Annotated in this window: 24 protein-coding genes and 1 pseudogene; 9 read left to right on the top strand and 16 right to left on the bottom strand. The window is 71.3% G+C overall.

Annotated elements, in window-relative coordinates; genetic code table 11:
• Nucleotides 1–35: 35 nt before the first annotated feature.
• From AB0N27_RS15940 to paaA, 8 genes are all read right to left on the bottom strand, one after another.
• The gene (locus tag AB0N27_RS15940; protein WP_364369238.1) at nt 36–1250 is read right to left on the bottom strand and encodes an LPXTG cell wall anchor domain-containing protein; all 1215 of its coding nucleotides are present in this window, start codon (nt 1248–1250) and stop codon (nt 36–38) included.
• Between the two features lie 412 nt (nt 1251–1662).
• A complete protein-coding gene (gene mqnC, locus AB0N27_RS15945) occupies nt 1663–2853 on the bottom strand; it encodes a cyclic dehypoxanthinyl futalosine synthase (protein ID WP_364369241.1) in 1191 nt (396 codons plus the stop codon).
• Nucleotides 2854–2931: 78 nt separating this feature from the next.
• Nucleotides 2932–3333 (bottom strand): hypothetical protein, encoded by a 402-nt coding sequence (locus AB0N27_RS15950; RefSeq protein WP_364369243.1) that lies wholly within the window; start codon nt 3331–3333, stop codon nt 2932–2934.
• Nucleotides 3330–4439: a 1,2-phenylacetyl-CoA epoxidase subunit PaaE gene (paaE, locus tag AB0N27_RS15955; RefSeq protein ID WP_364369246.1), complete on the bottom strand. Its 1110-nt coding sequence runs from the start codon at nt 4437–4439 to the stop codon at nt 3330–3332. The genes AB0N27_RS15950 and paaE overlap by 4 nt, the downstream gene beginning before the upstream one ends.
• On the bottom strand, nt 4436–4912 hold the full coding sequence (gene paaD, locus AB0N27_RS15960) for a 1,2-phenylacetyl-CoA epoxidase subunit PaaD (RefSeq protein WP_364369249.1): 477 nt from the start codon (nt 4910–4912) through the stop codon (nt 4436–4438). Before paaD ends, paaE begins: the two co-directional genes overlap by 4 nt.
• Nucleotides 4906–5631, bottom strand: a complete 726-nt coding sequence (gene paaC, locus AB0N27_RS15965) for a 1,2-phenylacetyl-CoA epoxidase subunit PaaC (RefSeq protein WP_364369252.1) — start codon at nt 5629–5631, stop codon at nt 4906–4908. The genes paaD and paaC overlap by 7 nt, the downstream gene beginning before the upstream one ends.
• Before the next feature lie 76 nt (nt 5632–5707).
• Nucleotides 5708–5995, bottom strand: a complete 288-nt coding sequence (paaB, locus tag AB0N27_RS15970) for a 1,2-phenylacetyl-CoA epoxidase subunit PaaB (protein WP_364369256.1) — start codon at nt 5993–5995, stop codon at nt 5708–5710.
• Complete coding sequence (paaA, locus tag AB0N27_RS15975) at nt 5992–7068, bottom strand: 1,2-phenylacetyl-CoA epoxidase subunit PaaA (RefSeq protein ID WP_364369259.1); 1077 nt, start codon at nt 7066–7068, stop codon at nt 5992–5994. The genes paaB and paaA overlap by 4 nt, the downstream gene beginning before the upstream one ends.
• A gap of 373 nt (nt 7069–7441) precedes the next feature.
• Here paaA and AB0N27_RS15980 point away from each other — a divergent pair, with 373 nt between their 5' ends.
• Both AB0N27_RS15980 and AB0N27_RS15985 read left to right on the top strand, forming a co-directional pair.
• Complete coding sequence (locus tag AB0N27_RS15980; protein WP_364369262.1) at nt 7442–8431, top strand: hypothetical protein; 990 nt, start codon at nt 7442–7444, stop codon at nt 8429–8431.
• The gene (locus tag AB0N27_RS15985; RefSeq protein ID WP_364369265.1) at nt 8431–9390 is read left to right on the top strand and encodes a hypothetical protein; all 960 of its coding nucleotides are present in this window, start codon (nt 8431–8433) and stop codon (nt 9388–9390) included. The genes AB0N27_RS15980 and AB0N27_RS15985 overlap by 1 nt, the downstream gene beginning before the upstream one ends.
• 52 nt (nt 9391–9442) lie before the next feature.
• On the opposite strand, the gene AB0N27_RS15990 is transcribed toward AB0N27_RS15985, so the two are convergent.
• The 4 genes from AB0N27_RS15990 to AB0N27_RS16005 are packed head-to-tail and all read right to left on the bottom strand — an operon-like array spanning nt 9443 to nt 13182.
• The gene (locus AB0N27_RS15990) at nt 9443–10294 is read right to left on the bottom strand and encodes a menaquinone biosynthesis protein (protein WP_364369268.1); all 852 of its coding nucleotides are present in this window, start codon (nt 10292–10294) and stop codon (nt 9443–9445) included.
• On the bottom strand, nt 10287–11609 hold the full coding sequence (locus AB0N27_RS15995; protein WP_364369271.1) for an MFS transporter: 1323 nt from the start codon (nt 11607–11609) through the stop codon (nt 10287–10289). The genes AB0N27_RS15990 and AB0N27_RS15995 overlap by 8 nt, the downstream gene beginning before the upstream one ends.
• Before the next feature lie 43 nt (nt 11610–11652).
• Entirely contained in the window at nt 11653–12234 is a 582-nt protein-coding gene (locus tag AB0N27_RS16000) for a winged helix-turn-helix domain-containing protein (protein WP_364369274.1), read from the bottom strand.
• A gap of 36 nt (nt 12235–12270) precedes the next feature.
• Nucleotides 12271–13182 (bottom strand): LysR family transcriptional regulator, encoded by a 912-nt coding sequence (locus AB0N27_RS16005; protein WP_364370763.1) that lies wholly within the window; start codon nt 13180–13182, stop codon nt 12271–12273.
• A 102-nt stretch (nt 13183–13284) separates the two neighbouring features.
• Here AB0N27_RS16005 and AB0N27_RS16010 point away from each other — a divergent pair, with 102 nt between their 5' ends.
• The 3 genes and pseudogenes from AB0N27_RS16010 (at nt 13285) to AB0N27_RS16020 (ending at nt 16479) form a co-directional block, all read left to right on the top strand.
• Complete coding sequence (locus AB0N27_RS16010; RefSeq protein ID WP_364369277.1) at nt 13285–14001, top strand: SDR family oxidoreductase; 717 nt, start codon at nt 13285–13287, stop codon at nt 13999–14001.
• Nucleotides 14002–14006: 5 nt separating this feature from the next.
• Nucleotides 14007–14133 (top strand): annotated as a pseudogene (locus AB0N27_RS16015) (HNH endonuclease signature motif containing protein); the annotation flags it as partial.
• A 237-nt stretch (nt 14134–14370) separates the two neighbouring features.
• Entirely contained in the window at nt 14371–16479 is a 2109-nt protein-coding gene (locus AB0N27_RS16020; RefSeq protein ID WP_364369280.1) for an AAA family ATPase, read from the top strand.
• A gap of 29 nt (nt 16480–16508) precedes the next feature.
• On the opposite strand, the gene AB0N27_RS16025 is transcribed toward AB0N27_RS16020, so the two are convergent.
• The 4 genes from AB0N27_RS16025 to AB0N27_RS16040 are packed head-to-tail and all read right to left on the bottom strand — an operon-like array spanning nt 16509 to nt 18784.
• Nucleotides 16509–17114 carry a hypothetical protein gene (locus tag AB0N27_RS16025; protein WP_364369283.1) on the bottom strand — a complete coding sequence of 202 codons (606 nt, stop codon included), beginning with the start codon at nt 17112–17114 and terminating at the stop codon, nt 16509–16511.
• 2 nt (nt 17115–17116) lie between these two features.
• Nucleotides 17117–17455, bottom strand: a complete 339-nt coding sequence (locus AB0N27_RS16030) for a YbaB/EbfC family nucleoid-associated protein (protein WP_364369286.1) — start codon at nt 17453–17455, stop codon at nt 17117–17119.
• A gap of 10 nt (nt 17456–17465) precedes the next feature.
• Nucleotides 17466–18392 carry a WXG100 family type VII secretion target gene (locus AB0N27_RS16035; RefSeq protein WP_364369289.1) on the bottom strand — a complete coding sequence of 309 codons (927 nt, stop codon included), beginning with the start codon at nt 18390–18392 and terminating at the stop codon, nt 17466–17468.
• Nucleotides 18389–18784: a type VII secretion target gene (locus AB0N27_RS16040; RefSeq protein WP_364369292.1), complete on the bottom strand. Its 396-nt coding sequence runs from the start codon at nt 18782–18784 to the stop codon at nt 18389–18391. Before AB0N27_RS16040 ends, AB0N27_RS16035 begins: the two co-directional genes overlap by 4 nt.
• 133 nt (nt 18785–18917) lie before the next feature.
• Here AB0N27_RS16040 and AB0N27_RS16045 point away from each other — a divergent pair, with 133 nt between their 5' ends.
• From AB0N27_RS16045 to AB0N27_RS16060, 4 genes are read left to right on the top strand one after another with little or no spacing between them, the layout of a single operon-like run.
• Nucleotides 18918–19556 carry a transporter gene (locus AB0N27_RS16045; protein ID WP_364369295.1) on the top strand — a complete coding sequence of 213 codons (639 nt, stop codon included), beginning with the start codon at nt 18918–18920 and terminating at the stop codon, nt 19554–19556.
• Nucleotides 19553–19864 (top strand): transcriptional regulator, encoded by a 312-nt coding sequence (locus AB0N27_RS16050; protein WP_364369297.1) that lies wholly within the window; start codon nt 19553–19555, stop codon nt 19862–19864. The genes AB0N27_RS16045 and AB0N27_RS16050 overlap by 4 nt, the downstream gene beginning before the upstream one ends.
• Entirely contained in the window at nt 19861–20781 is a 921-nt protein-coding gene (locus AB0N27_RS16055) for an ABC transporter ATP-binding protein (protein WP_364369300.1), read from the top strand. Before AB0N27_RS16050 ends, AB0N27_RS16055 begins: the two co-directional genes overlap by 4 nt.
• A 12-nt stretch (nt 20782–20793) precedes the next feature.
• Nucleotides 20794–21531 carry an ABC transporter permease gene (locus AB0N27_RS16060; RefSeq protein ID WP_364369303.1) on the top strand — a complete coding sequence of 246 codons (738 nt, stop codon included), beginning with the start codon at nt 20794–20796 and terminating at the stop codon, nt 21529–21531.
• Nucleotides 21532–21563 lie beyond the last annotated feature (32 nt).

Genomic DNA, 21563 nt, shown 5'->3' on the forward strand with positions numbered 1-21563 from the left:
GTGGTCCCCCACCCCGCCCCCGCGTCGCTGCTACGTCAGTCGGTCGACTTCTCGTCGCCCGGGATGACCAGGACGACCTTGCGGCGGCGGGAGAGCACCAGCAGCGCCCCACCCACGAGCAGGATCAGACCGCCGATGCCGCCGATCAGGCCGGCCTGCACACCGGTCACCGGCAGTCCTCCGCCCGCACCGCCGCCGGCGCCCGGCGAGGTGGTCGCTCCCGGCGTCGGCGTGCCGGTCGGCGTCACGGTCGGCGTGGGCGTCGGACTCGGCTGCGCGTTCAGGTCGACGAAGACGTCGAACTGCGCGGTGTTGTCCCCCTCGTCGACCTCGGTGAACGTCCGGCGCTGCGCGCTGGTGGCCACCCGCGGCTGCTCCTCGGGAGTGCCCTCGGCGGCGTCCAGACCCTCGGCCCAGAGGAAGCCGGGTCGAAGCACCTTCTCGGTCACGTCGGCGCCGATCTTCACGCGCACGTCTGCGGTGTAGAACTGGCCCGGCTTCAGCACCACACCGGTGTCCTCGCAGTACGCGTTCGCGAGGCCGCCAAGCGTCACCTCGACGCAGCCCTCCGGCAGCTCGGCGAAGGTGACGCCGGCCGGCAGGCTGAGCCCGTACGCCAAGCCGGTCGCCTTGCGGCTGCCGTCGTTGTAGACCGCCCAGTCCAGCGGCGCGGTCTCGCCGCGCTTGACCGGCTTGAGGCCGGCCTCGGCCGCCTTGTCGCCGTCCACTGTCACGTCCGCGTAGACGTCCTGCACCCAGGAGGTCAGGTCGTAGCCCGGCTTGGCGACTGTGATGTCGTGTTTGACGGTGACCGGCTTGCCGGTGGCCGACTTGATGGTGACGACCATCGTGCCGGCGTCACCGCGACCACCCGTGGAGAACACCGGGATGCCGAAGTCCTCGGTGGTGCCGGCGCCCAGGTCGCCGAGCAGGCAGTTGATGGTCGTGCCGGTGATTTCGCACCCGTCCGGGACGAGCACGCCGACCTTGCGGGGCTTGAGGCCCTTCGTCTCGACGGTGACCCGGACGTTCTTGGCGTCGACAGTGCTCCGGGTGTTGTCGACCTGGAACTTGAACGGCTTGGCCTTGGCCGCCTTGACACCCTTGGCCACCTCGTAGCTCAGCGGGTGGAGCAACAGGTCGGCCTGGTCGGCTGCGTGCGCCGGGGCGGCGACGGTGGCCAGGCCACCGGCCGCCAGCAGGGCCACGACGCTGGCACGAGCCAGCGCCGAGCGGTGGAACGCGGTCATCAGTCCCCCGGGGGATAGGGAAATCAGTGGTTGCGGAACCGGGGGGACGTTATCGGAGGTCGATGTCCCACGCCAGCGGCGCGCACCACTTCGAGCCGTCCGGTCCGGGCCCGGAGACGGTACGGGCGGGATGGTGACCCATCCCGCCCGTACCGCCGTGCGTTATGTGGACGACCCTCACGGGCCGATGGAGGACAGCCCTGACCAGGACCATCAGACCATCCGCCGGCAGCAGGGTCGCGCCGATTTCGTCGATCCACGGTGGCGACGGATACGAGCCGGGACGCTAGCCGCCGACGATCATCTCCACCAGCCCCGGACGGGACAGCCGGACGTTGCGACGGCCGGGACCACCCGTACCGGCCACCGTGGTCGGGCGGGAGCACGAGCCCCGGTCAGCCGAACGGACGGGTCAGTTGACCTCGACGAGGGGCAGCGACCGGCCAGCCCCGCCGCCCGGCAGGGCGATCGAGGAGAAGTGCGAGACCACCCGCTCGTCGGTCGGGTCGTCGGCAGGCGTGTGGTGCACGGCCAGCCGGTTGTAGAGCGTGTCCCGCTGCGCGGGGATCCGGTCCGCCGAGCGGATCATGCCGATCAGCTCGTGCAGGTTGGAGCGGTGCCGCGCGCCCGCCGAGGAGATCACGTTCTCCTCCAGCATGATCGAGCCGAGGTCGTCCACGCCCATGTGCAGGGAGAGCTGCCCGACGTCCTTGCCTGTGGTCAGCCAGGACGCCTGGAGGTGCGGGACGGTCTCGAAGAACAGTCGGGCCACCGCGACGAGGCGCAGGTACTCGAGGGTGGTCGCCTGGGTGCGGCCCTTGAGGTGGTTGTTCTCCGGCTGGTACGTCCACGGGATGAAGGACCGGAAACCGCGGGTGCGGTCCTGCACGTCACGGATCATGCGCAGGTGCTCGATCCGCTCGGCGTGCGTCTCACCGGTGCCCATCATCATGGTGGCGGTCGACTCGATGCCCTGCCGGTGGGCCAGCTCCATGACCTCCAGCCAGCGCTCGCCCGACTCCTTGAGTGGCGCGATGGCCTTGCGGGGCCGCTCCGGCAGCATCTCCGCGCCGGCACCGGCGATCGAGTCCAGACCGGCGGTCTTGATGCGCGCGATGGCCTCGTCCAGGCTCACCCCGGACACCTTGGCCATGTGCAGGATCTCGCTCGGGCCGATCGAGTGGATGGCGAGCTGCGGGTACGCCTGCTTGACGGAGGAGAACAACTCCTCGTAGTACTCGACGCCGTAGTCCGGGTGGTGCCCGCCCTGGAGCATCACCTGGGTCGCGCCCAGCTCGACCGCCTCACCGCACCGGCGCAGGATCTCCTCGGTCGGGTGGGTCCACCCCTCGGAGTGCTTTGGCGCGCGGTAGAAGGCGCAGAACTTGCACGCCGTCACGCAGACGTTCGTGTAGTTGATGTTGCGATCGATCAGGTAGGTGACGACGTTGTCCGGGTAGCGCCGCCGGCGCACCGCGTCCGCCGCCTCGCCCAACGCGTGGAAGGGCGCCTCGGTGTAGAGCAGCAGCGCCTCCTCAGGCGTGATCCGCCCGCCGTCCGCGCCACGCTGCAGGATGTCGTCGATCTCCCGGCTCACCGTCACACCCCGAGCGTACGTCGCCGCACCCGACTCGACCGCCTGGCCCCGGAAGGGTGCGGCACGTCCCACAGCCGCGACCGGTCAGCTCTCGCGCACCTCGACGTGTACGCCGTAGGTGTCCCGCAGCTCCGTCGTGAACTCCGACCCCGCCCATGCCGGCAGGTACGCCTCCCACCACGACCGCTCGGAGCGCCCCGGCATCGGCTGTTCGGAGAGCACCGCCCGGAACCGTTCGTCCGCCGCCTCGATCCGCTCCCGGACCCAGCCCATCTGCGGGAAGCTGGACAACCGTTCGTCGGTCAGCAGCCTCTCGATGGAGTCCCGGATGCTGAGGTCGAACCAGTACTCGTCGAGGTTGTCGTGGTAGCCCTCCTCACAGAACCCGACGAACTGCTCCCACCCCTGGACGTACCCGGTCGGACGCCGCCCGCCGGTGACCTCGGCGAACCGCTCGACGAACTCCCGGTCGTCAGGCGTCGTCATGCGTCGTAGTCGACAGCGAGCTTGTCGGTGGTCGGGCTGGACTGGCAGGTCAGCACGTAGCCGGCGGCCAACTCGTCGGGCTCCAGGGCGTAGTTGCGGGCCATCGTGACGGACCCGTCCACGACCTTCGCCTTGCAGGTCGAGCAGACACCGCCCTTGCAGGCGTACGGCAACTCGCCGCGCACCTTCAGCGCGGCGTCCAGCACCCGCTCCTCGCGGCCCATCGTGAAGCTCGACGACCTGCCGTCCAGGACGATGGTGACCTCGGTGCCGGCACCCGGCTGGTCGACGGGGCGGCGCACCGGCTCCGGCGGGGTGTCGACGTGGAACAGTTCGGTGCGTACCGCCGACTCGGGCAGCCCCCGCTCGGTCAGCACGTCCCGGACGTCGACCACCATGCCGTACGGGCCGCAGAGGAACCACTCCTCGATGACGTCGCCCGGCACGATCGTGTCCAGCAGACGGCCCAGCCGCTCGGCGTCGATCCGACCGGAGAGCAACGGCGACTCGCCCTGCTCCCGGGACAGCACGTGCACCAGGTGCAGCCGCGTGGGATAGCGGTCCTTCAGGTCGGCCAGCTCCTCGGCGAACATCACTGTGTTCGCCGTGCGGTTGCCGTACACCACTGTGAACGTGCTGGCCGGCTCGACGGCCAGGGCGGTCGCGACCAGCCCGAGCACCGGCGTGATGCCGGAGCCGGCGACGACCGCGCCGTAGTGCCGCACCCGGTCCGGCGCGAACGCCGTGGTGAAGGTGCCCAGCGGCGGCAGCACCTCGACCGTGTCGCCGCCGCGCAGCGCGCCGCAGGCGAACGCCGAGAAGGCGCCGCCGGGGACCTCCCGCACCCCGATCCGCAACCGGCCGTGCCGGGTCAGGTCGTCGGGGGTGGAACAGATGGAGTACGACCGGCGCACGTCCTCGCCGTCGTCGGTGACCCGCCGCACGGTGAGGTGCTGGCCGGCGCGGAACGCGAAGGTCTCCCGCAGATCCTCGGGTACCGCGAAGGTCACCGCCACGGAGTCGTCGGTGAGCCTGTCGACTGCGGCGACGTACAGCGGGTGGAAGACCGGCCGGCGGCGGACCGGGCGGGTGATGGTGACAGTCACAGCGCCTTCAGGTGGTCGAAGGGTTCGGAGCAGGAACGGCAACGCCACAGCGCCTTGCAGGCGGTCGAGCCGAACCTGCTGACCTGCTCGGTCTCCGGTGAGCCGCACTGCGGGCACCGGACCGCGAGGGTCAACGACACGACGCCGGGGGCGCGTACCGGCTCCGGCGGGGCGATCCCGGCGGCGGCGAGCTTGGCGCGCCCACCCTCGGAGATCCAGTCGGTGCTCCACGGTGGGCTGTAGACGGTCCGGATCTCCGCGTCGACGTGGCCGGCGGCGGCGAGCGCCCGCCTGATGTCGGCCCGGATCACGTCCATCGCCGGGCAGCCCGTGTAGGTCGGGGTGATGGTGACGGTGACCCGGCCACTCGCCGGATCCTCCTCGACCGCCCGCAGGATGCCCAGCTCGTCGATGGTGACCACCCGGATCTCCGGGTCCACCACCGACGCCGCCGCGTCCCTGGGGTTCACCACGTCGCCCCGGGATGGGCACGGTGCAGCACCTGCATCTCGGCCAGCAGGTAGGACAGGTGCTCGGTGTGCACACCGGCCCGGCCACCGGCCGGCGCCCAGGCGCTCTCCGGCCGGGTCAGCGTCGCCTCGGTCAGCACCGGGCCGACCGTCTCGTCGAACGCCTGCCGCAGGGTGGCCGGGTCGACAGGCGCCGCCGGGTCCGCGGTGAACAGCTCATGGGTGTACGGCCACACCTCGTCGACTGCCGACTGCATGCGACTGTGCGACTCCTCGGTGCCGTCGCCGAGCCGCTTCACCCACAGCGCGCTGTGGTCCAGGTGGTACGCCGACTCCTTGCGTGCCTTCGCGCCGATCGCGGCCAGCCGCTCGTCGCCGCAACCAACAAGCGCCGTGTAGAGCGGAAGCTGGTACGCGGCCAGGAAGAACAGCTTCGCCATCGTCACCGCGAAGTCGCCGTTGGGCAGCTCGACCAGGAGCAGGTTGCGGAACTCGCGGTCGTCGCGCAGGTACGCCAGCGCGTCCTCGTCCCGGCCCGCGCCCTCCAGCTCACCGGCGTACGACAGCAGCAGGCGCGCCGCGCCGAGCTGGTCGAGGGCGATGTTTGCGAGCGCGATGTCCTCTTCCATCTCCGGTGCGCGGGTGGTCCACTCGGCGAGCCGCTGCGCGGCGACCAACGCGTCGTCACCGAGGCCGAGAGCGAAGTCGAAGGGCCCGTTCACGTCGCCACCTCGCCGCGCTCGGCGGCCGCGCGAAGCGCCGCGTTGCTGAGCTGGCTGGTTCGCTCGCTCCGCTCGCTCACAGGTGTGCCACCCCGTCCGGCACCTCGTAGAAGGTGGGGTGGCGGTAGACCTTGTCGGCGGCCGGGTCGAAGAAGGCGTCCTTCTCGTCCGGGCTGGACGCGGTGATCGCGCCGGCCGCCACCACCCAGATCGACACGCCCTCCTGCCGCCGGGTGTAGAGATCCCTGGCGTTACGCAGGGCCAGTTCGGCGTCGGGGGCGTGCAGGCTGCCGACGTGGGTGTGCGACAGCCCGCGCCGGGCCCGCACGAAGACCTCCCACAACGGCGAGTGTTCGGTGCTCACGCGGCCACCTTCTCCTTCTGTTCCGCCCGCTTGGCGGCGTACGCCGCGGCGGCCTCGCGTACCCATGCGCCGTCGGCGTGGGCGGCCCGCCGGTGCGCCATCCGCTCCCTGTTGCACGGCCCGTTGCCGGAGATCACCCGCATCAGCTCGTCGTAGTCCGGCTGGGTGTAGTCGTACGCCTGCCGCTCCTCGTTCCAGCGCAGGTCGTCATCGGGAATGCGCAGCCCGAGCACCTCGGCCTGCCCGACGCACATGTCGACGAAACGCTGCCGCAGGTCGTCGTTCGAGAAACGCTTGATCTTCCAGGCCATCGACTGGGCGGAGTGCGTGGAGTCGCCGTCCGGGGGGCCGAACATGGCGAGCGACGGATACCACCAGCGGTCCACCGCGTCCTGCGCCATGGCCTTCTGCCCGGTCGTGCCGTGCGCGAGGGTGTGCAGGATCTCGTAGCCCTGCCGCTGGTGGAACGACTCCTCCTTGCAGACCCGGATCATCGCCCGGGCGTACGGGCCGTAGGAGCAGCGGCACAGCGGCACCTGGTTGACGATCGCGGCGCCGTCAACCAGCCAGCCGATCGCGCCCACGTCGGCCCAGGTCAGGGTGGGGTAGTTGAAGATCGAGCTGTACTTCTGCTTCCCGTCCAGGAGCAGTTGGACAAGCTCGTCGCGGCTGATGCCGAGGGTCTCGGCGGCGGCGTACAGGTAGAGCCCGTGGCCCGCCTCGTCCTGCACCTTGGCCAGCAGGATCGCCTTGCGCTTGAGCGACGGCGCCCGGCTGATCCAGTTGCCCTCCGGCTGCATGCCGATGATCTCGGAGTGGGCGTGCTGGGCGATCTGCCGGATCAGCGTCCGGCGGTACGCCTCGGGCATCCAGTCGCGCGGCTCGATCTTCTGCTCGGCCCCCACCACGTCGGCGAAGTACGCGGCCAGGTCCTCGTCCGGCGCGGGTCCGCCGCGCCGCTCGCGCGCTGCTGCCGCGCGCAGGTCGGCCTCGGCCGCCTCGACCTCACCCAGCAGGCCGCCGCCGGGCGGGTCGTCCGGGATGTCCGGCGCGGAGAAGTCGTTGCCATACATGAGGACAAGTGTTACAGCTTGCGCCTTGATGCACCAGGGGGTGTAACAGGAAACCGGAGTCACCTTCGGTAACGAAATGGCGATATCTCCTCACCATGCGCAACCGGCGCGGCTATGAGCTAGGTCACGGCCGGAAGATGAACCCTCCCAGAGGCCGCAAAACGTGTCGATATTCCGTCTTCATTGCAAGTTGTCTGGTGTCGAGTTCTGGCGAGCCGCCGGTCCGGACGTAGACTTCTGCCGGTCACATCGATCGGCTGCCCAGAATCGCCGTCTCCACAGAGGCCACCTCCCCCGGCCTCGGCGATCGCACCGGTCGCCCCGGACAACAAGCCGGTCCCCCCGGCCCTGACATCTGGAGCTCACCCAACTCATGCGATCTCGCGTGACCATGGTGCTCGCCGTCGCGGCGGTCCTGCTCGGTGGCGTCCTGCTGGTCCCCACCGCGTACGCCCGACTGGCCGACGGCAGCAGCGGCGGAGGCGGCGGCGGTGCCGCCTCGACGGTCGCCGCACCCGCACCCACCCCGCCACCGCCGCCCACCCTGGCGGCCGGCCCGGTGTCGGTGAGCTTCAAGGGCGAGTTCTTCTCATGGGCGCTGATGGACAGGCAGACCGGCAAGATCTCCGGATCGCCCAACATGACCTCGACCAGCTCCACCGAGTCGATGATCAAGGCGTGGATCGTCTCCGACTACCTGCGGCAGCTCGGTGACAGGGAGCCGCCCGCGGCGCTGAAGGAGGCGTCCCGGCTGGCCATCATCGACAGCAACGACGGCGCCGCCAACAAGGTCCACTCCGCCGCCGGTGGCTCGTACCGGGCCTCGACCAGCAGCACGCCCGACGCGGTGATCCAGCGGGCAATCAAGATCTGCGGGCTGACCGACACCAAGCGGGGCAACGTCAAGCCGTACACCGGCTACTGGAGCTTCACCCGGATGTCCCCCCGCGACGCCGTCCGGCTCGGCGACTGCATCGCCGACGGCAAGGCCGCCGGCCCGAAGTGGACGAAGTGGGTGCTCGACCAGATGAGCAAGGTCAGGGGCACCACCGCCGCCAAGGACCAGAGGCCCACCTACGGCGGTGGCCGCTGGGGGATCATCGACGGCCTGCCCAAGTCGATCACCGCGCAGGGCCCGGTCAGCATGAAGAACGGCTGGACCCCGATCGCGTACGACGGCAACTGGCACGTCAACTGTCTGGCCGTCAACGGCAAGTGGAGCCTCGCGGTGATGCTGCGCTATCCGATCAGAAGTGGACTGGACTACGGGGCGCAGGTCTGCGCCAGCGTCGCCACCCAGTTGGTCACCCCGCAGCCGGGCGCCGCGCTGAAGGTGCCGCAGCAGCCCGTCGGGAAGCTCTGATGGCCGGCAACCGTCGGGCCGACAGGCGCGGCGGTGGTGAGGCGTCCCCACTCCGGTTGATCGCCATCGCGGTCATCCTGATCGGGCTGGTGCTGGTGTCGCTGCGACTGCTGCCCGGGTCGCCGTTCGAATCGTCCGCCGCCGCCCGGTGGGGTGATTCCGGTACGCCCGGCGGCCGGTCCACAGGCACGGCCACCGACCGCAGCGCCCGCCAGCCGGCCGCACCGTCACCCAGCCCCAGCCCGTCGCTGGAGCCGCTGCCGTTCGTGGCGAAGGACCTCAAGCTCGACATCGAGGGCTGGTACTCCTGGAGTGTGCTCGACCGTCGGACCGGAAAGATCATCGGTTCGAAGAACATGGGCGAGACCAGCACCACCGCCTCGATGATCAAGGCCTGGATCGTCGCCGACTACCTCCGCCGCGCGGCCGACAACGGTCAGACGCCGAGCGACGCGAAGCTCGCCGACGCGACTCGGATCATCAGGGACAGCGACAACACCCGCGCCGAGCAGTTCTACAACACGGTGGGCCGGGACGCCTCGATCAAGCGACTGATCTCCATGTGCAAGCTCACCGACAGCAGCGTCGCCCCCGACAAGGGCTGGTCCCGGACGGCACTCTCCCCGCGCGACACCGCCCGCCTGGGCAACTGCATCGCCACCGGCACGGCCGCCGGCCCGAAGTGGACCAAGTGGCTGCTCAACGAGATGAAGCTGGTGCGCGGCGCCGGTGACTTCGGCATCCGCAAGGCGTTCCCGGCAGCCGAGCAGAAGCAGATCGCCATCAAGAACGGGTGGATCGACCGGACCAGGGAGCAGGAGATGCACATCAACTGCCTGGCCATCGGCGACACCTGGACGATGGGCGTGATGGTGAAGTACCCGATCGACATGGGCTACGACTACGGCATGAAGAACTGCGAGAAGATCACCGAGGCGCTGCTCCGCCCCGGCACCTGACCCCCAGCTCAACGCCAGCCGGCCGGCCGCGCCGGCTGGCGTGCCCGCCGGCTCAGCCGGCGAAGAACTCGGGGCCGCCGTCCGGCAGCTCCGGAACCTCCCCGAGCGCCGCGACCCGCCTGGCGAACTCGCGCAGCCCCGCGACCTGCCGGTCGCCGAGCGAGAAGTCAAGGGTCCGGAAGTACGTGGCGAGCGTCGCGGCGTCGAACGTCTCCCACCGGGCAGCCGCCTCGGCGACCTGGTCCAGCTCGGCCAGGCACAGGTCACGCGAGCGCAGGAACGCCTCGTGGACCTCCTTGACCAGGCCCGGATGGGCGGCGGCGAAATCGCGGCGTACCGCCCAGACGGCGAAGACCATCGGGAGTCCACTCCACTCCCGCCACGCCTGACCGAGGTCGGTGACCGTGAGGCCGCGCTGCGGCGCGTCGTAGAGCGCCCGCAGCGCCACGTCCCCGATCAGCACACCGGCGTCGGCCTCCAGCAGCATCTGGGTCAGGTCCGGCGGGCAGCGGAAGTAGTCGGGCCGCACGTCGTACCGCTCGGCGAGCAGCAGCTGGGCCAGCATCACCCCGGTGCGGGACGTCGAGCCGAGCGCAACCTTCGCGCCGTCCAGCTCGGTGAGGGGGCGGGTCGAGACCAGGTTGACCGAGAGCACCGGCCCGTCGCTGCCCACCGCCAGGTCCGGCAGGAGGAGCAGCTCGTCGGCGTGCCGCAGGTACTCCATCAGCGTGATCGGGCCGATGTCGAGGTCACCGGCGACAAGCGCCGCGCTCAACCGGTCCGGCGAGTCCTTGTGCAGGTCGACGTCGAGGAGGGCACCCGAGCGCATCAGGCCCCAGTAGATCGGCAGGCAGTTCAGGAACTGGATGTGCCCTACTCGCGGGCGTGCGATGCGCTCAGCCATGACCCGACCGTATCCCCGGCGTTCCGGCGGGGCTCGGCGGGCCGGCCCGGAGTGGCAAAGCCCGCATCCGCTCCCGACGAACGGCCCGGGTGACGACCGGCACGAAGGCCAGCACCACCAGCAGCCCGGCCACGCCGGCTCCGGCGATCAGTGGCCGCGACGGAACGACCGCGAGCAGCGCCCCGCCGGCCAGGAAGCCGGCCATCGAGCCACCCTGCACCGCGGCGCCGTAACTGGCGTACGCCCGGGCGCGCATCACCTCCGGCACGCGGCGCGCGGTGAGCAGGTTGGCGAAGACGTTGTCGCCACCGTTCGCCACGCCTCCCACCAGCCAGAGCGGCACCAGCAGCCCGGCGACCGGCACGAACGCGGCGAACAGCACCATCAGGCTGCACACGGCAAGCGTGGCGAGCACCCCGCGTACGAGCGCTGCTTCGTCGTCGAGCCGGCGGGCGAGTCGGGCGGCGAGCCAGCCGCCGGGCAGCATGCCGGCCATCCACGCGGCGCTGACCAGGCCATACGTGGTGGCCGTACCGTGCAACGTCTCCCTGATGAAGAAGACCTCGATCACGTTGATGCCGCCGATCGCCGCGATCACCACAGCCGTGCTGACCATCATGACGAGCATCAGCGGATCCCGACGCAGCCGCCACTCCGCGCCCGTACCCCTCGGGCCCACCTGGCTGCCGGCTGCCACCTGGCCGTCCGGTCGGGTCTGGCTGTCGACGGCGACTGGCGGCCGGCCGCCGCGCCGGGTCCGCAGCATCAGGCCTGCGACCACCAACGCCAGGTAGGTCGCCGCGTCGATCAGCAGCGGTACGCGGGTGCCGAACTGCCCCACCAGCAGGCCGGCAAGCACCGGCCCCCCGAGCGCGCCGAGCGACCCGGCGGTCTGGCTGATCGCGCTGGCCCGGGGCAGATCGGCCGGACGGACCATGGCCGGTATCAGCGCCGAAAGGCAGGGCTGGGTCACCGCGAGCCCGCAGGCGAGCAGCGCGACGAGCGCCACGACCACCGCCGGATCCTCGGCGACGGCGAGCAGCCCACAGATCGCGGCCTGCGCCAGCCCCACGGTCGCCAGCAGGGTACGGCTGTCCACCCGGTCGGCGAGCCGACCGGCGAGTGGGGCGAGCACCACCAGGGGCAGGGTGGCCGCGAGCAGCAGCCCCGAGACGGCGAGCCCTCCAGCACCGGCACCCTGCAGAGCCAGGGCGAGCGCCGTGGCGGCGAGGAAGTCGCCGCAGATCGTGACGCCCCGGGCGGTGGCGGCGAGCCAGACGTCCGGCCAGCGCGACGGCCCAGTTGTGAAAGACATACTTCGAAAATAATCCTTCACAACTGTTCGACACAACCTTCATCTATGCCAGCGGCACCGTCCGGTACTGCACCGCGACGGTGCGCGCTCCCGGCGGTGCGTCGGTGCGTCGTCGAGGGTGATAGGGCTTGAGCAAGGTCAGGACCGCCTCGTTCAACTCGGCCAACTCCTCGGCAGTGAGCAGCAGCAACGAGTCGTTGAACAGCGCCTTGTCGTACCACTCGGGAGGCTCGTCCGCGGCGCGCCGCGACCAATCCCGAACCCGCTCCATGTCCCGGTCGGCATACACCTCCATCAGCACCTGCTCGGCCGCCCGTGCCGCGGGCCCGGCGTCGCGACCCGCGTCGACCATCCAGCTCGGGTTCGGCGCACGCCACACCCGCTCCCGCGCATCCCCACGGCTGGGCGCCTGCTCCACCAGGCCGAACTTCGCCAACGCCCGCAGGTGATAGCTGGTGGCGCTCGGCGACAACCCGGCGACCTCCGCACACTCGGTGGCAGTCCCGCCACCCTCACGGACGTTGAGGTATTCCATGATCGCGATCCGGGCCGGATGGGCCAACGCCCGCATCACCTGCGGGTCGCTGATCATCCTCCGACTCGGCTCGGGACGAGCCTCGGTCATGCCCCCCATGATCCCGGCCGGCGGCCCGACCTGCCATCAGCCCCTGAGTTGCGCCACCGTGGCGTCGTGGCTGGCTCTCGGGCCGTCGGGGTCAACAGCGCCGGTCTTGCGCAGGTCGGCCGCGGAACGGACAAGTGATGCGATTGCCAGTGAGCGACTGCTCGACGGCCAGGCGATCACGGTGGTGACGTCCGGTGCGTCGACCACCGGCACCGCGACGTGATCGGGCCACTGCCAGGCACGGCTGGAGGCAGGAATCACGAGCAGCGTCCTGCCGAGCGCGACGAGCTGAGCGAGCTGAGACTGGGTGTGCACCTCCGGTCCCGGACCGTCCGGGTACGACCCGTCCAGCCGGGGCCATCGCGCGATCGGCAGGCCCGGCACGTCGCGGACCTCGGCCATCGTGAGCTGGTCGCGGGACGCGAGCGGGTGCCCGGCGGGCAGGAGCGCGACCTGGCCTTCGACGCAGAGGTCCTCGGTGTCGAACCCGGCAAGGTCGTCGAAGGGACGGTGCATGAGTGCCACGTCGGCGCGCCCGGCGCGCAGCAGCCCCGCCTGCTCACCGACCTCGCAGAGGAGGACTTCGACGGGCGCCGCACCGGGTTCGCTCGCAGCCGCGTCCAGGAGCCGTTGCAGCAGCTCGTGGGACGCGCCGGCTTTCGTCGCGAGCACCAGCGGCCGTTCCGGACTGCCGGCACGCCGTGTCCGTCGCTCAGCGGCCGCCACCGCGTCGAGGGCTGCTCGCGCCTCGCCGAGTAGCACCCTCCCGGCATCGGTGAGCGCGGTGCCACGACGGTCCCGGTCGAGGAGGTCGACACCGAGCCTGTGCTCCAGCTGGCGGATCGCCCGCGAGAGCGGCGGCTGGGCGATCCCGAGCCGGACAGCGGCACGCCCGAAGTGCAGTTCCTCGGCGACGGCGACGAAGTATCGGAGTTCGCGTGTCTCCAGGTCACTCACGGACAGAGCCTAACGCGCCTGATACCTGCCGGGTATCACCGCGTACCGGATCGGTCTTGGACGCCGGCTCACGACCCGATGAGCATGAACCGCGTGAACGACAAGAAGATCGCGCTGGTCACCGGCGCGAACAAGGGAATCGGTTTCGCCATCGCCCAGGGCCTCGGAGCGATCGGCTTCACGGTCGCGGTGGGCGCCCGCGACGTGGCGAGGCGCGACGAGGCAGTCGAACGTCTGCACGCCGCGGACGTCGACGCATTCGGAGTCACAGTCGACGTCACCTCCGATGACAGCGTCGCCTCGGCGGCGGCGACCATCGAGCGGACGGCAGGACGCCTCGACGTGCTCGTCAACAACGCGGGCATCGGCGGCCGGACCGACGGTGGCGCGCAGGACCCGACGACACTCGACCTCGACGTCGTCCGCACCGTCCTCGAAACGAACGTGTTCGGGGTCGTCCGCGTGACGAACGCGATGCTCCCGCTGCTGCGCCGCGCAGCCTCGCCGCGCATCGTCAACATGTCGAGCAATATGGGCTCCCTGACGTTGCAGACCGGCCCGGTCCTCGCCGCGTACGCACCGTCGAAGTCGATGCTCAACAGCGTCACGGCGCAGTACGCCCGCCGGCTCGCCGACACGAACGTCATCGTGAACGCCGCCTGCCCCGGCTACGTGGCGACGGACTTCACCGGGTTCAACGCACCCCGGACGCCCGAGCAGGGCGCCGCGATCGCGATCCGGCTCGCCACCCTGCCGGATGACGGGCCGCGCGGCGGCTTCTTCGACGACGGGGGCGTCGTCCCCTGGTGAGGACGGCGCTCCCGGGCTGCGACAGGCCCTCCCGTTGGTGCGACGGTCACCACGTCCGGCACTGGGCCGATGGTGGTGTGACAGCCCTTGGGCAACGCCGTCCTGCTCTGCGGGCATCATCACCGGCTCATCCGCCCAGGAGCACCCCGCGTCACGCCCGGCCCGTCCCGCCCAAGGCCGCGCCACGCCGTCACCATCGGGTGACCCCTTCGGTAATTCGGTGGTGGGGGTGGGCCGGAGAGCGTAGGGTTGCAGGCCGCTTGACGGCCGAGGTGAGCTGCACCGGAACGGACGTCCCCGCGCCGGGCGGCCGGCCATCCGCCCCCGGACACGCGAGCGAGCAGCAGATGTGAACGATGGGACGTCAGCATGCCCGCACTTGACCTTGACACCCACCTGGACGGCACCCACCTCGACGCCGACCTGGCCGCCGAGCGCGCACACCTGGACACGTCGCGGGCGGCGCTGCGGCGGATGCGGGAGCGGGCCGAAGCCCTGTTCTCGACGGGTGACCAGGTCGCCGGTGACGCGTACGCCGCGGAGACCCTCGGCCGCACGCTGGCCCGCCGGGTTGCCGAACTCGCCGACGACCCGACCACGCCGCTGTTCTTCGGCCGTCTCGACTTCGCCGGGACCCCGCAGGCTGCGGAGACGGGCGACGACGACAGCACCGGCACCGGCGACCACGACGGTCGGCGGTACCACGTGGGGCGGCGGCACGTCACCGACGAGCTCGGCGAACCGTTGGTGCTGGACTGGCGTGCGCCGGTCTCCCGGTCGTTCTACCGGGCCAGCGCCCGGGATCCGCAGGGCGTGGCGGTCCGGCGGCGGTTCGGGTTCAGCAACGGGGTGCTCACCAGCTTCGAGGATGAGCGGCTGGATCGGGGCGAGGAACTGGGTACGACCAGTCGGATCCTCACCGCCGAGATCGAGCGGCCGCGTGTCGGGCCGATGCGGGACATCGTCGCGACCATCCAGCCGGAGCAGGACGATCTGGTCCGCGCCGATCTGGCCGACTCGATCTGTGTGCAGGGAGCGCCGGGCACCGGGAAGACGGCTGTCGGTCTGCACCGGGCCGCGTACCTGCTCTATCTGCACCGGGAGCGGTTGCGGCGGGCCGGTGTGCTGATCGTGGGACCGAACAGGGCGTTCCTGTCGTACATCGCGGCGGTGCTGCCGGCGCTCGGCGAGGTCGAGGTCGAGCAGGCGACGGTGGAGGAGCTGATCGCGCGGGTGCCGGTCCGGGCGGTGGAGCCGCCTGCGGTCGCCGCGCTCAAGCACGACGCGCGGATGGCGGCCGTGCTGCACCGCGCGGCGCAGGCACAGATCGGTACGCCGACGGACCCGATCACGGTGTCGGACGGCTCGTTCCGGTGGCGGATCGGCGTGGAGCCGCTGCACCGGATCGTCGAGGAGACCCGCCGGGAAGGGCTGCCGTACGGCACCGGTCGGGAGCGGGTCCGCGCGCGGGTGGTGAGCCTGCTGCAACGGCAGGCCGAGGCGCGGCGGGCGGAGTCGCCGAGCGATGCGTGGCTGCGTCGGATGGGCCGCTGCCGGCCGGTGCTGGACTTCCTGGACGCGGTCTGGCCGGCTCTCACCCCGGAAGGGTTGGTCCACGGCCTGCTCTCCGACCCGGCCCGGCTCGCCGCCGCGGCCGACGGACTGCTCGACGACGCCGAGCAGGCGCTTCTCATCTGGACGAAGCCGGCACGCACCCCCAAGGCGACCCGCTGGACCGCAGCCGACACGGTGCTGCTCGACGAGGCGGCCGGGCTGCTCGAACGGCCCTCCGGGTTCGGGCACGTCGTGGTGGACGAGGCGCAGGACCTCTCCCCGATGCAGTGTCGGGCCATCGCCCGGCGCAGCGAGCACGGCTCGATCACCCTCCTCGGTGACCTGGCCCAGGGCACCGCGCCGTGGGCAGCCACGGAGTGGGCGCAATCCCTCGCCCATCTCGGCAAGCCGGACGCCGTGGTGGTTCCGCTGACTGTCGGTTTCCGGGTGCCCGCGGCGGTCGTCGCGTTCGCCAACCTCCTGCTGCCGGCGCTCGCCGTGAACGTACCGCCGGCCGAGTCGCTGCGCCGCGACGGCGGCCTGGACGTGCGTACGGTGACCGACCTGACCTCGGCGACGGTGGCCGAGGTGCGTGCGGCCCTGGCGCACGACGGCTCGGTCGGCGTGATCGCCGCGGACGACGCCGTCGACGGGCTTCGCGCGGCGCTGGCCGCCGCCGGCGTGGCGACCGCGACCGCCGACGACGTGACGGCCGCGGAGCGCGTCACTGTGGTGCCCGCGACGCTGGTCAAGGGCCTGGAGTACGACCATGTGGTGGTGGTCGAGCCGGCCGCGATCGTCGCGGCCGAGCCGCGTGGGCTGCACCGGCTGTACGTGGTGCTCACCCGGGCCGTGTCGCGGCTGTCGGTGCTGCACCACGAGCCCCTGCCCGCGCCACTGCCGAGCCAGCCCGCCAACCGCTGACCGCGCGGCGGACCAACGGCGGCTCAGGGTCAGCGGGCGTTCAGGGCGGCGGCGATCTCGCGCAGCGGTTTGCCGGAATCGGCGATCGGCACGGTGAAGGCCAACCACGAGCCGTCGGTGAAGTCGATTCGGAGGCGCTTCGGGTTGAGCCGGTGCCAACCGACCCGGGCGGCGGCGACCTCGGTCCGAGGCACCGACCAGACGATTGTCGTCTCGGCTGCCGCCCGCTCGTCGTCGGCCCGGCTCGACCAGAGCTTGACCGCCCCGGACTCGCAGACGAGGAACCGCTTGTCGGTGACGGCGAGGATGGTGTCCCTGATGGAGGTCGCGGGCGGCACCGGCCGGCGGGCGTACTGGAGGGTGGACGCCGCCGAACCGGGAGCGCCGCGACCGGCCACCCCGTACGCGATCCGGTCGACGAGCCGGTCCCCCGCCGGGAAGGAGACAAGCGGCGAGATCAGGTTGAGCAGCGCACTGGCGACGACGCCTCCGGGGCGGGTGGGTTCGGGTCGCTGCGGGTCCGGTGGGTCGGCCGGCAGGGAGCCCTGGGCGATCCCGGTCTTCGCGACGGCGAGCACCTGCTCACCGGGCTCGACGAGCTGGGTGAGTCGTCCGGCGTAGTCGACGTCCACCATGTTCAGTACCGATCCGGGTGGGACTGGGCCGCGCCGGGCGCGTCGGCCATCACCTCACCCACCAGTTCGCGTACGCGGGCGGCGGCCGCCTCCTGGGCACGCTTGGCGGCGGCGGTGAACTCCTCGGCCAGCGTGTACGAGTCGAACCGCATGGCGCGGGCGTTGACGTCGGTCGAGACGATCGTGCCGTCCGCCGAGGCGGTGACCCGCACCAGGCCGGAGTCGCTCACGCCCTCGGCGCTGCTGTCCTCGAGTTCGGCCATCTTGCCGGCCAGTTCACGCTGCCAGCCGTCCAGGTTGCGGGCCAGCGCCTCGATGCGGTCCAGACCGGGAAAGGTCATGTCGGTCCCCTCAGGTCAGGATTGAGTCGAAGACATTCTGCACGCCCTTGGTGTAGGGGCCCAGATCCGCGCGGTAGGTGCCGTCCACCAGGTAGTTGCGGTCCTTGGTGCCGTCGGAGACGTCGTGCAGCCCGACGCCGGTGTCCAGGAGGGAGCCTCCCAGGCCGGGGATGTTCACCGGGGACGCCTGGTTGATCAGGAACTTGCCCGGGAAGAGGGTCTTGAATTTCTCTATCTGGAAGGCCCGCGCCTCGGCGGTCCAGCCGGACTTGTTCCACGCCCGGTACGCCTTCTTCGCCTTGCGGATCTCCAGCACCGCGCGGCGGTACCTCATCAGCAGCTCGGCGACCTTCTGCATCTTGGTAGCCAACTTCGTCAGGATCTCAGCGAACCGCGCCACGATCTTGACCATCCGGCCGACGGTGGTGGCCAGCCTCGCCAGCACCCGGACCACTGTCGCGGCGAGCGAGATGCCGGCGCTGAGCGCCGCCGCCACCGCCGCGATGATCACCTCGGTGAGGAACCAGAGCAGGAACTCGAGGATCAGCTCGACAAGCAGGTTGAAGGCGTCGACAGCCGCGTTGGCCGCGTCGACGAGCACCTCCTTGGTGCCGTCCAAACCCTTGGCCAGCTCCTCGATCGCCTCCTCCACCGAGGCCATCGAGGCGTGGAAGCTCTCGGCGGCGTCGCCCGTCCAGTAACCGCGCAGCCGGGCCCGGTCCTGGATCTGCTCGCCGGCGATCTCGCGGACCGCCGCGCCGGTGTCCAGGCAGAGCTGCGCGGCCCGCATCAGGTCGTCCGGTTCGCCCGCGACAAGCTCGAGAAGTTGCTCGAAGGGCCAGAGCACCGCGTTTGACAGCGGCTTGAACGGGTCGGGGGTGCCCGAGACGATCTGCTCGAAGTAGGTCTTGTTGCGCTGCAACGCCTCGGTGCTCATGCGGGCACCGGCCCGGTCGTGCCGCCGGTGCCGGGCGACCAGGGGCCCGGCGCGATGACGTCGGGGGCGGCCGGGCGGCCAGGTACGAACATGTCGGTGTTTGCCACGTCGGTGCCGGTGTACGCCCCGGCGGTGTCGCGGAGCCCTTCGGCGATGTCCGCCATCACCTCGGCGCCGTCGGCAAGCCCCTGGAGGCACGCCTCGAACTGCTCGGCGTACGTCGCGGCGAGGCTGAACGACGCGGGCATCACCCCGAAGGCGTGCCGGGGCACGTGGCCCTCGCCGAACGAGCGGTGCAGCTCGCGAAAGCGGGCCGCCCGGTCGGTGGAGGCCGCGGCGAACGCCGTCAGCGCCTCGGGCTGGACGTCCAGCTCTCTGCTCGGGCTCGACACGGACCCTCCCCTGTGTCCTGTGCGACGGATCAGCCGCTACAGCCACCCACCATAGGCACTGCGCGCCGCAGTCGGTAACCCGACGGCGGAACGGGGTCACACCGCATCGACTTTGTGCCGTAAAGTAGTTTGCATGACTCGCGACGACGACCTGCCTCCCACCGACGCCGCAGCCGCGCTCCGGCTCATCGAGGACCAGCGGTCGCAGACGGCACGCCGGCTCGAGCCGGACCCCCGGGTGCTCTACTGGCCGTGGGGCGTCGCCTGGCTTGTCGGCTTCGGGCTGTTCTTCCTGCGCTTCGCACCGGACGACCGGGTGCTGGTACGGCTGCCCGGGTGGCTGCCGCTGACCGTCCTGTTCGCCCTGCTCCTGGGTGCCGGCGCGATCCAGGCGGTGGCGGGCATGAAGGCGTACGGCCAGGTGACCGGCGACTCGGCGACGCGCGGGCGCTGGTACGGCTTCGCCTGGGCGCTGGGGTCGGTGAGCGTGTACGTGGGGCTCAGCCGGATCAGTGAGCACCTGCCGCACGACCTGGCGGCGCTGCTCTGGTCGGCGACGGCCGTCGGGCTCACCGGCGCGCTGCACATGGCCGGCGGCGCGATCTGGCTGGACCGGGACCTGTTCCGGCTGGGCGTGTGGATCAGCGTGATCAACGTGGTCGGCGCGTTCGCCGGGCCGGGCTGGCACTCGCTTGTGGTCTCCGTGGCCGGCGGTGGCGGCATCCTCGTCGCCGGTCTGCTCGCCCACCTGCGCCGCCGGCGCGCACGATGACCGATCTGGACCCGGTCATCCACGCCCAGGCCCGGCTGCGCGTGGTGGCGAGCCTCTCCGCGCTGAACGACGGCGACCGGATCACCTTCCCCCGCCTCCAGGACCTGCTCGCGATGACCGCCGGCAACCTCTCCGTACACCTGCGCAAGCTCGAGGACGCCGGCTACGTGGAGATCAGCAAGACCCACCGTGGACGCACCCCGACCACCCTGATCCGGCTCAGCCGGCGGGGCCGGCTGGCGTTCGAGGAGTACACCGAGACCATCCGCACCCTGCTCGACCCCTCCCCGTCGAAGGAGCAGCCATGACCCTCGCCCGAGCCGACCAGGCCAGCCGCCGGTACGGCGACGTCCTCGCCCTCGACCGCGTCGACCTGGAGGTACGGGCAGGTGAACTGGTCGGCCTGCTCGGTCCGAACGGCGCCGGCAAGAGCACCCTGATGAACCTGCTGGTCGGGCTGCGCAAGCCCAGCTCCGGGCGCGTCGAGCTGTTCGGCGGCGACCCGCGCGACCCGGCGTCGCGACGACAGGTAGGCGTCACCCCGCAGGAGACCGGCCTTCCCGGCACACTGCGCGTCGGCGAGGTCGTCGACTTCGTCTCCGCGCACTACCCCGACCCGGTGCCCCGGGGTGAACTGCTCGACCGCTTCGGCATCGGCGACCTCGTCCGGCGGCAGACCGGTGGGCTCTCCGGCGGGCAGCGCCGCCGGTTGGCCGTGGCGCTGGCGTTCGTCGGTCGGCCCCGACTCGTCCTGCTCGACGAGCCGACCACAGGCCTGGACGTGACCGCCCGGCACACCCTGTGGGACGCGATCCGCGCGTTCCACGACGACGGCGGGACCGTCCTGCTGAGCAGCCACTACCTGGAGGAGGTCGAGGCGCTGGCCCGCCGGGTAGTGGTGATCGGGCAGGGCCGGGTGCTCGCCGACGACACCGTGGACGCGGTGCGCGGCATCGTCGGCGTACGACGGGTCAGCCTGCTCGCCGACGAGCTGCCCGACCTGCCCGGCGTGGTCCGCACCGAACGCATCGACGGTCGGTTGCACCTGCTCACCACCGACGCCGACGAGCTGGTCCGGGCGCTGGTCACCACCGGAACCGCCTTCACCGACCTGGAGGTCCGGCCGACCTCGCTCGAGGAGGCGTTCCTCGCCATCACCGGCGAAGAGCGGCCCACCGCCGACGCTCAGCCCGCCACCGTTGCCGCCCGACCCACCACCGTCTGAGGAGGCGACCCGATGCAGCTCGCCCTGGTCCACGCCCGCTACCAGCTCCTGGAGATCATCCGGATTCCGGTGGCCGTCTTCGGCAGCGCCTTCTTCCCGGCCGCCGCCATGATCTTCTTCGTGGTGCCGTTCGCGGGTGACGACGCGGTAGGGGCCACCTACGCCACCGCGTCGATGGTCACGTTCTCGGTGATGAGCGCCAACATCTTCCAGTACGGCGTCGGCGTCGCCGAGGACCGCGACCAGCCCTGGAACCCGTACACCCGGACCCTGCCGGCCGGGCCGGCACCCCGCTTCGCCGGCCGGGTGCTCGCCGGCCTAGCCCTGACGTACCTCTCGCTGATCCCGGTCGTGGTGATCGGCGCGACGCTCACCGCGGCCCAGCTCACCCCGGCGGCGTTCCTGCTGGCCCTCGGCACGGTGGCAGTCATCTCGGTGCCGTTCACGCTGATGGGGCTCGCCATCGGCTACTCGCTGCCCAGCAAGGCGGCGATCGTGGTCGCGCAGGTGGTCTTCCTGCCGCTGGCGTTCGGCGGCGGCCTGCTGTCCGCGCCCGGCGAAGCGCCCGGGTTCATCGAGACGATCGCGCCGTACCTGCCCACCCGCGGCGCGGCGGAACTGATGTGGTCGGCGGTCGGCGACTACCGCGTCGAGCCGCTGGCGCTGATCATGCTCGGCGTCTGGGTGGTGCTGCTCGCGGCACTGGCCGGCTGGGCGTACCGGAGGGACGAGGGTCGCCGGTTCAGCTGACGATTCGTCCGTTTCCGCCCCGAGCCGCGGCG

It is taken from the genome of Micromonospora sp. NPDC093244, assembly GCF_040683695.1.
Taxonomy (GTDB): Bacteria; Actinomycetota; Actinomycetes; order Mycobacteriales; family Micromonosporaceae; genus Micromonospora.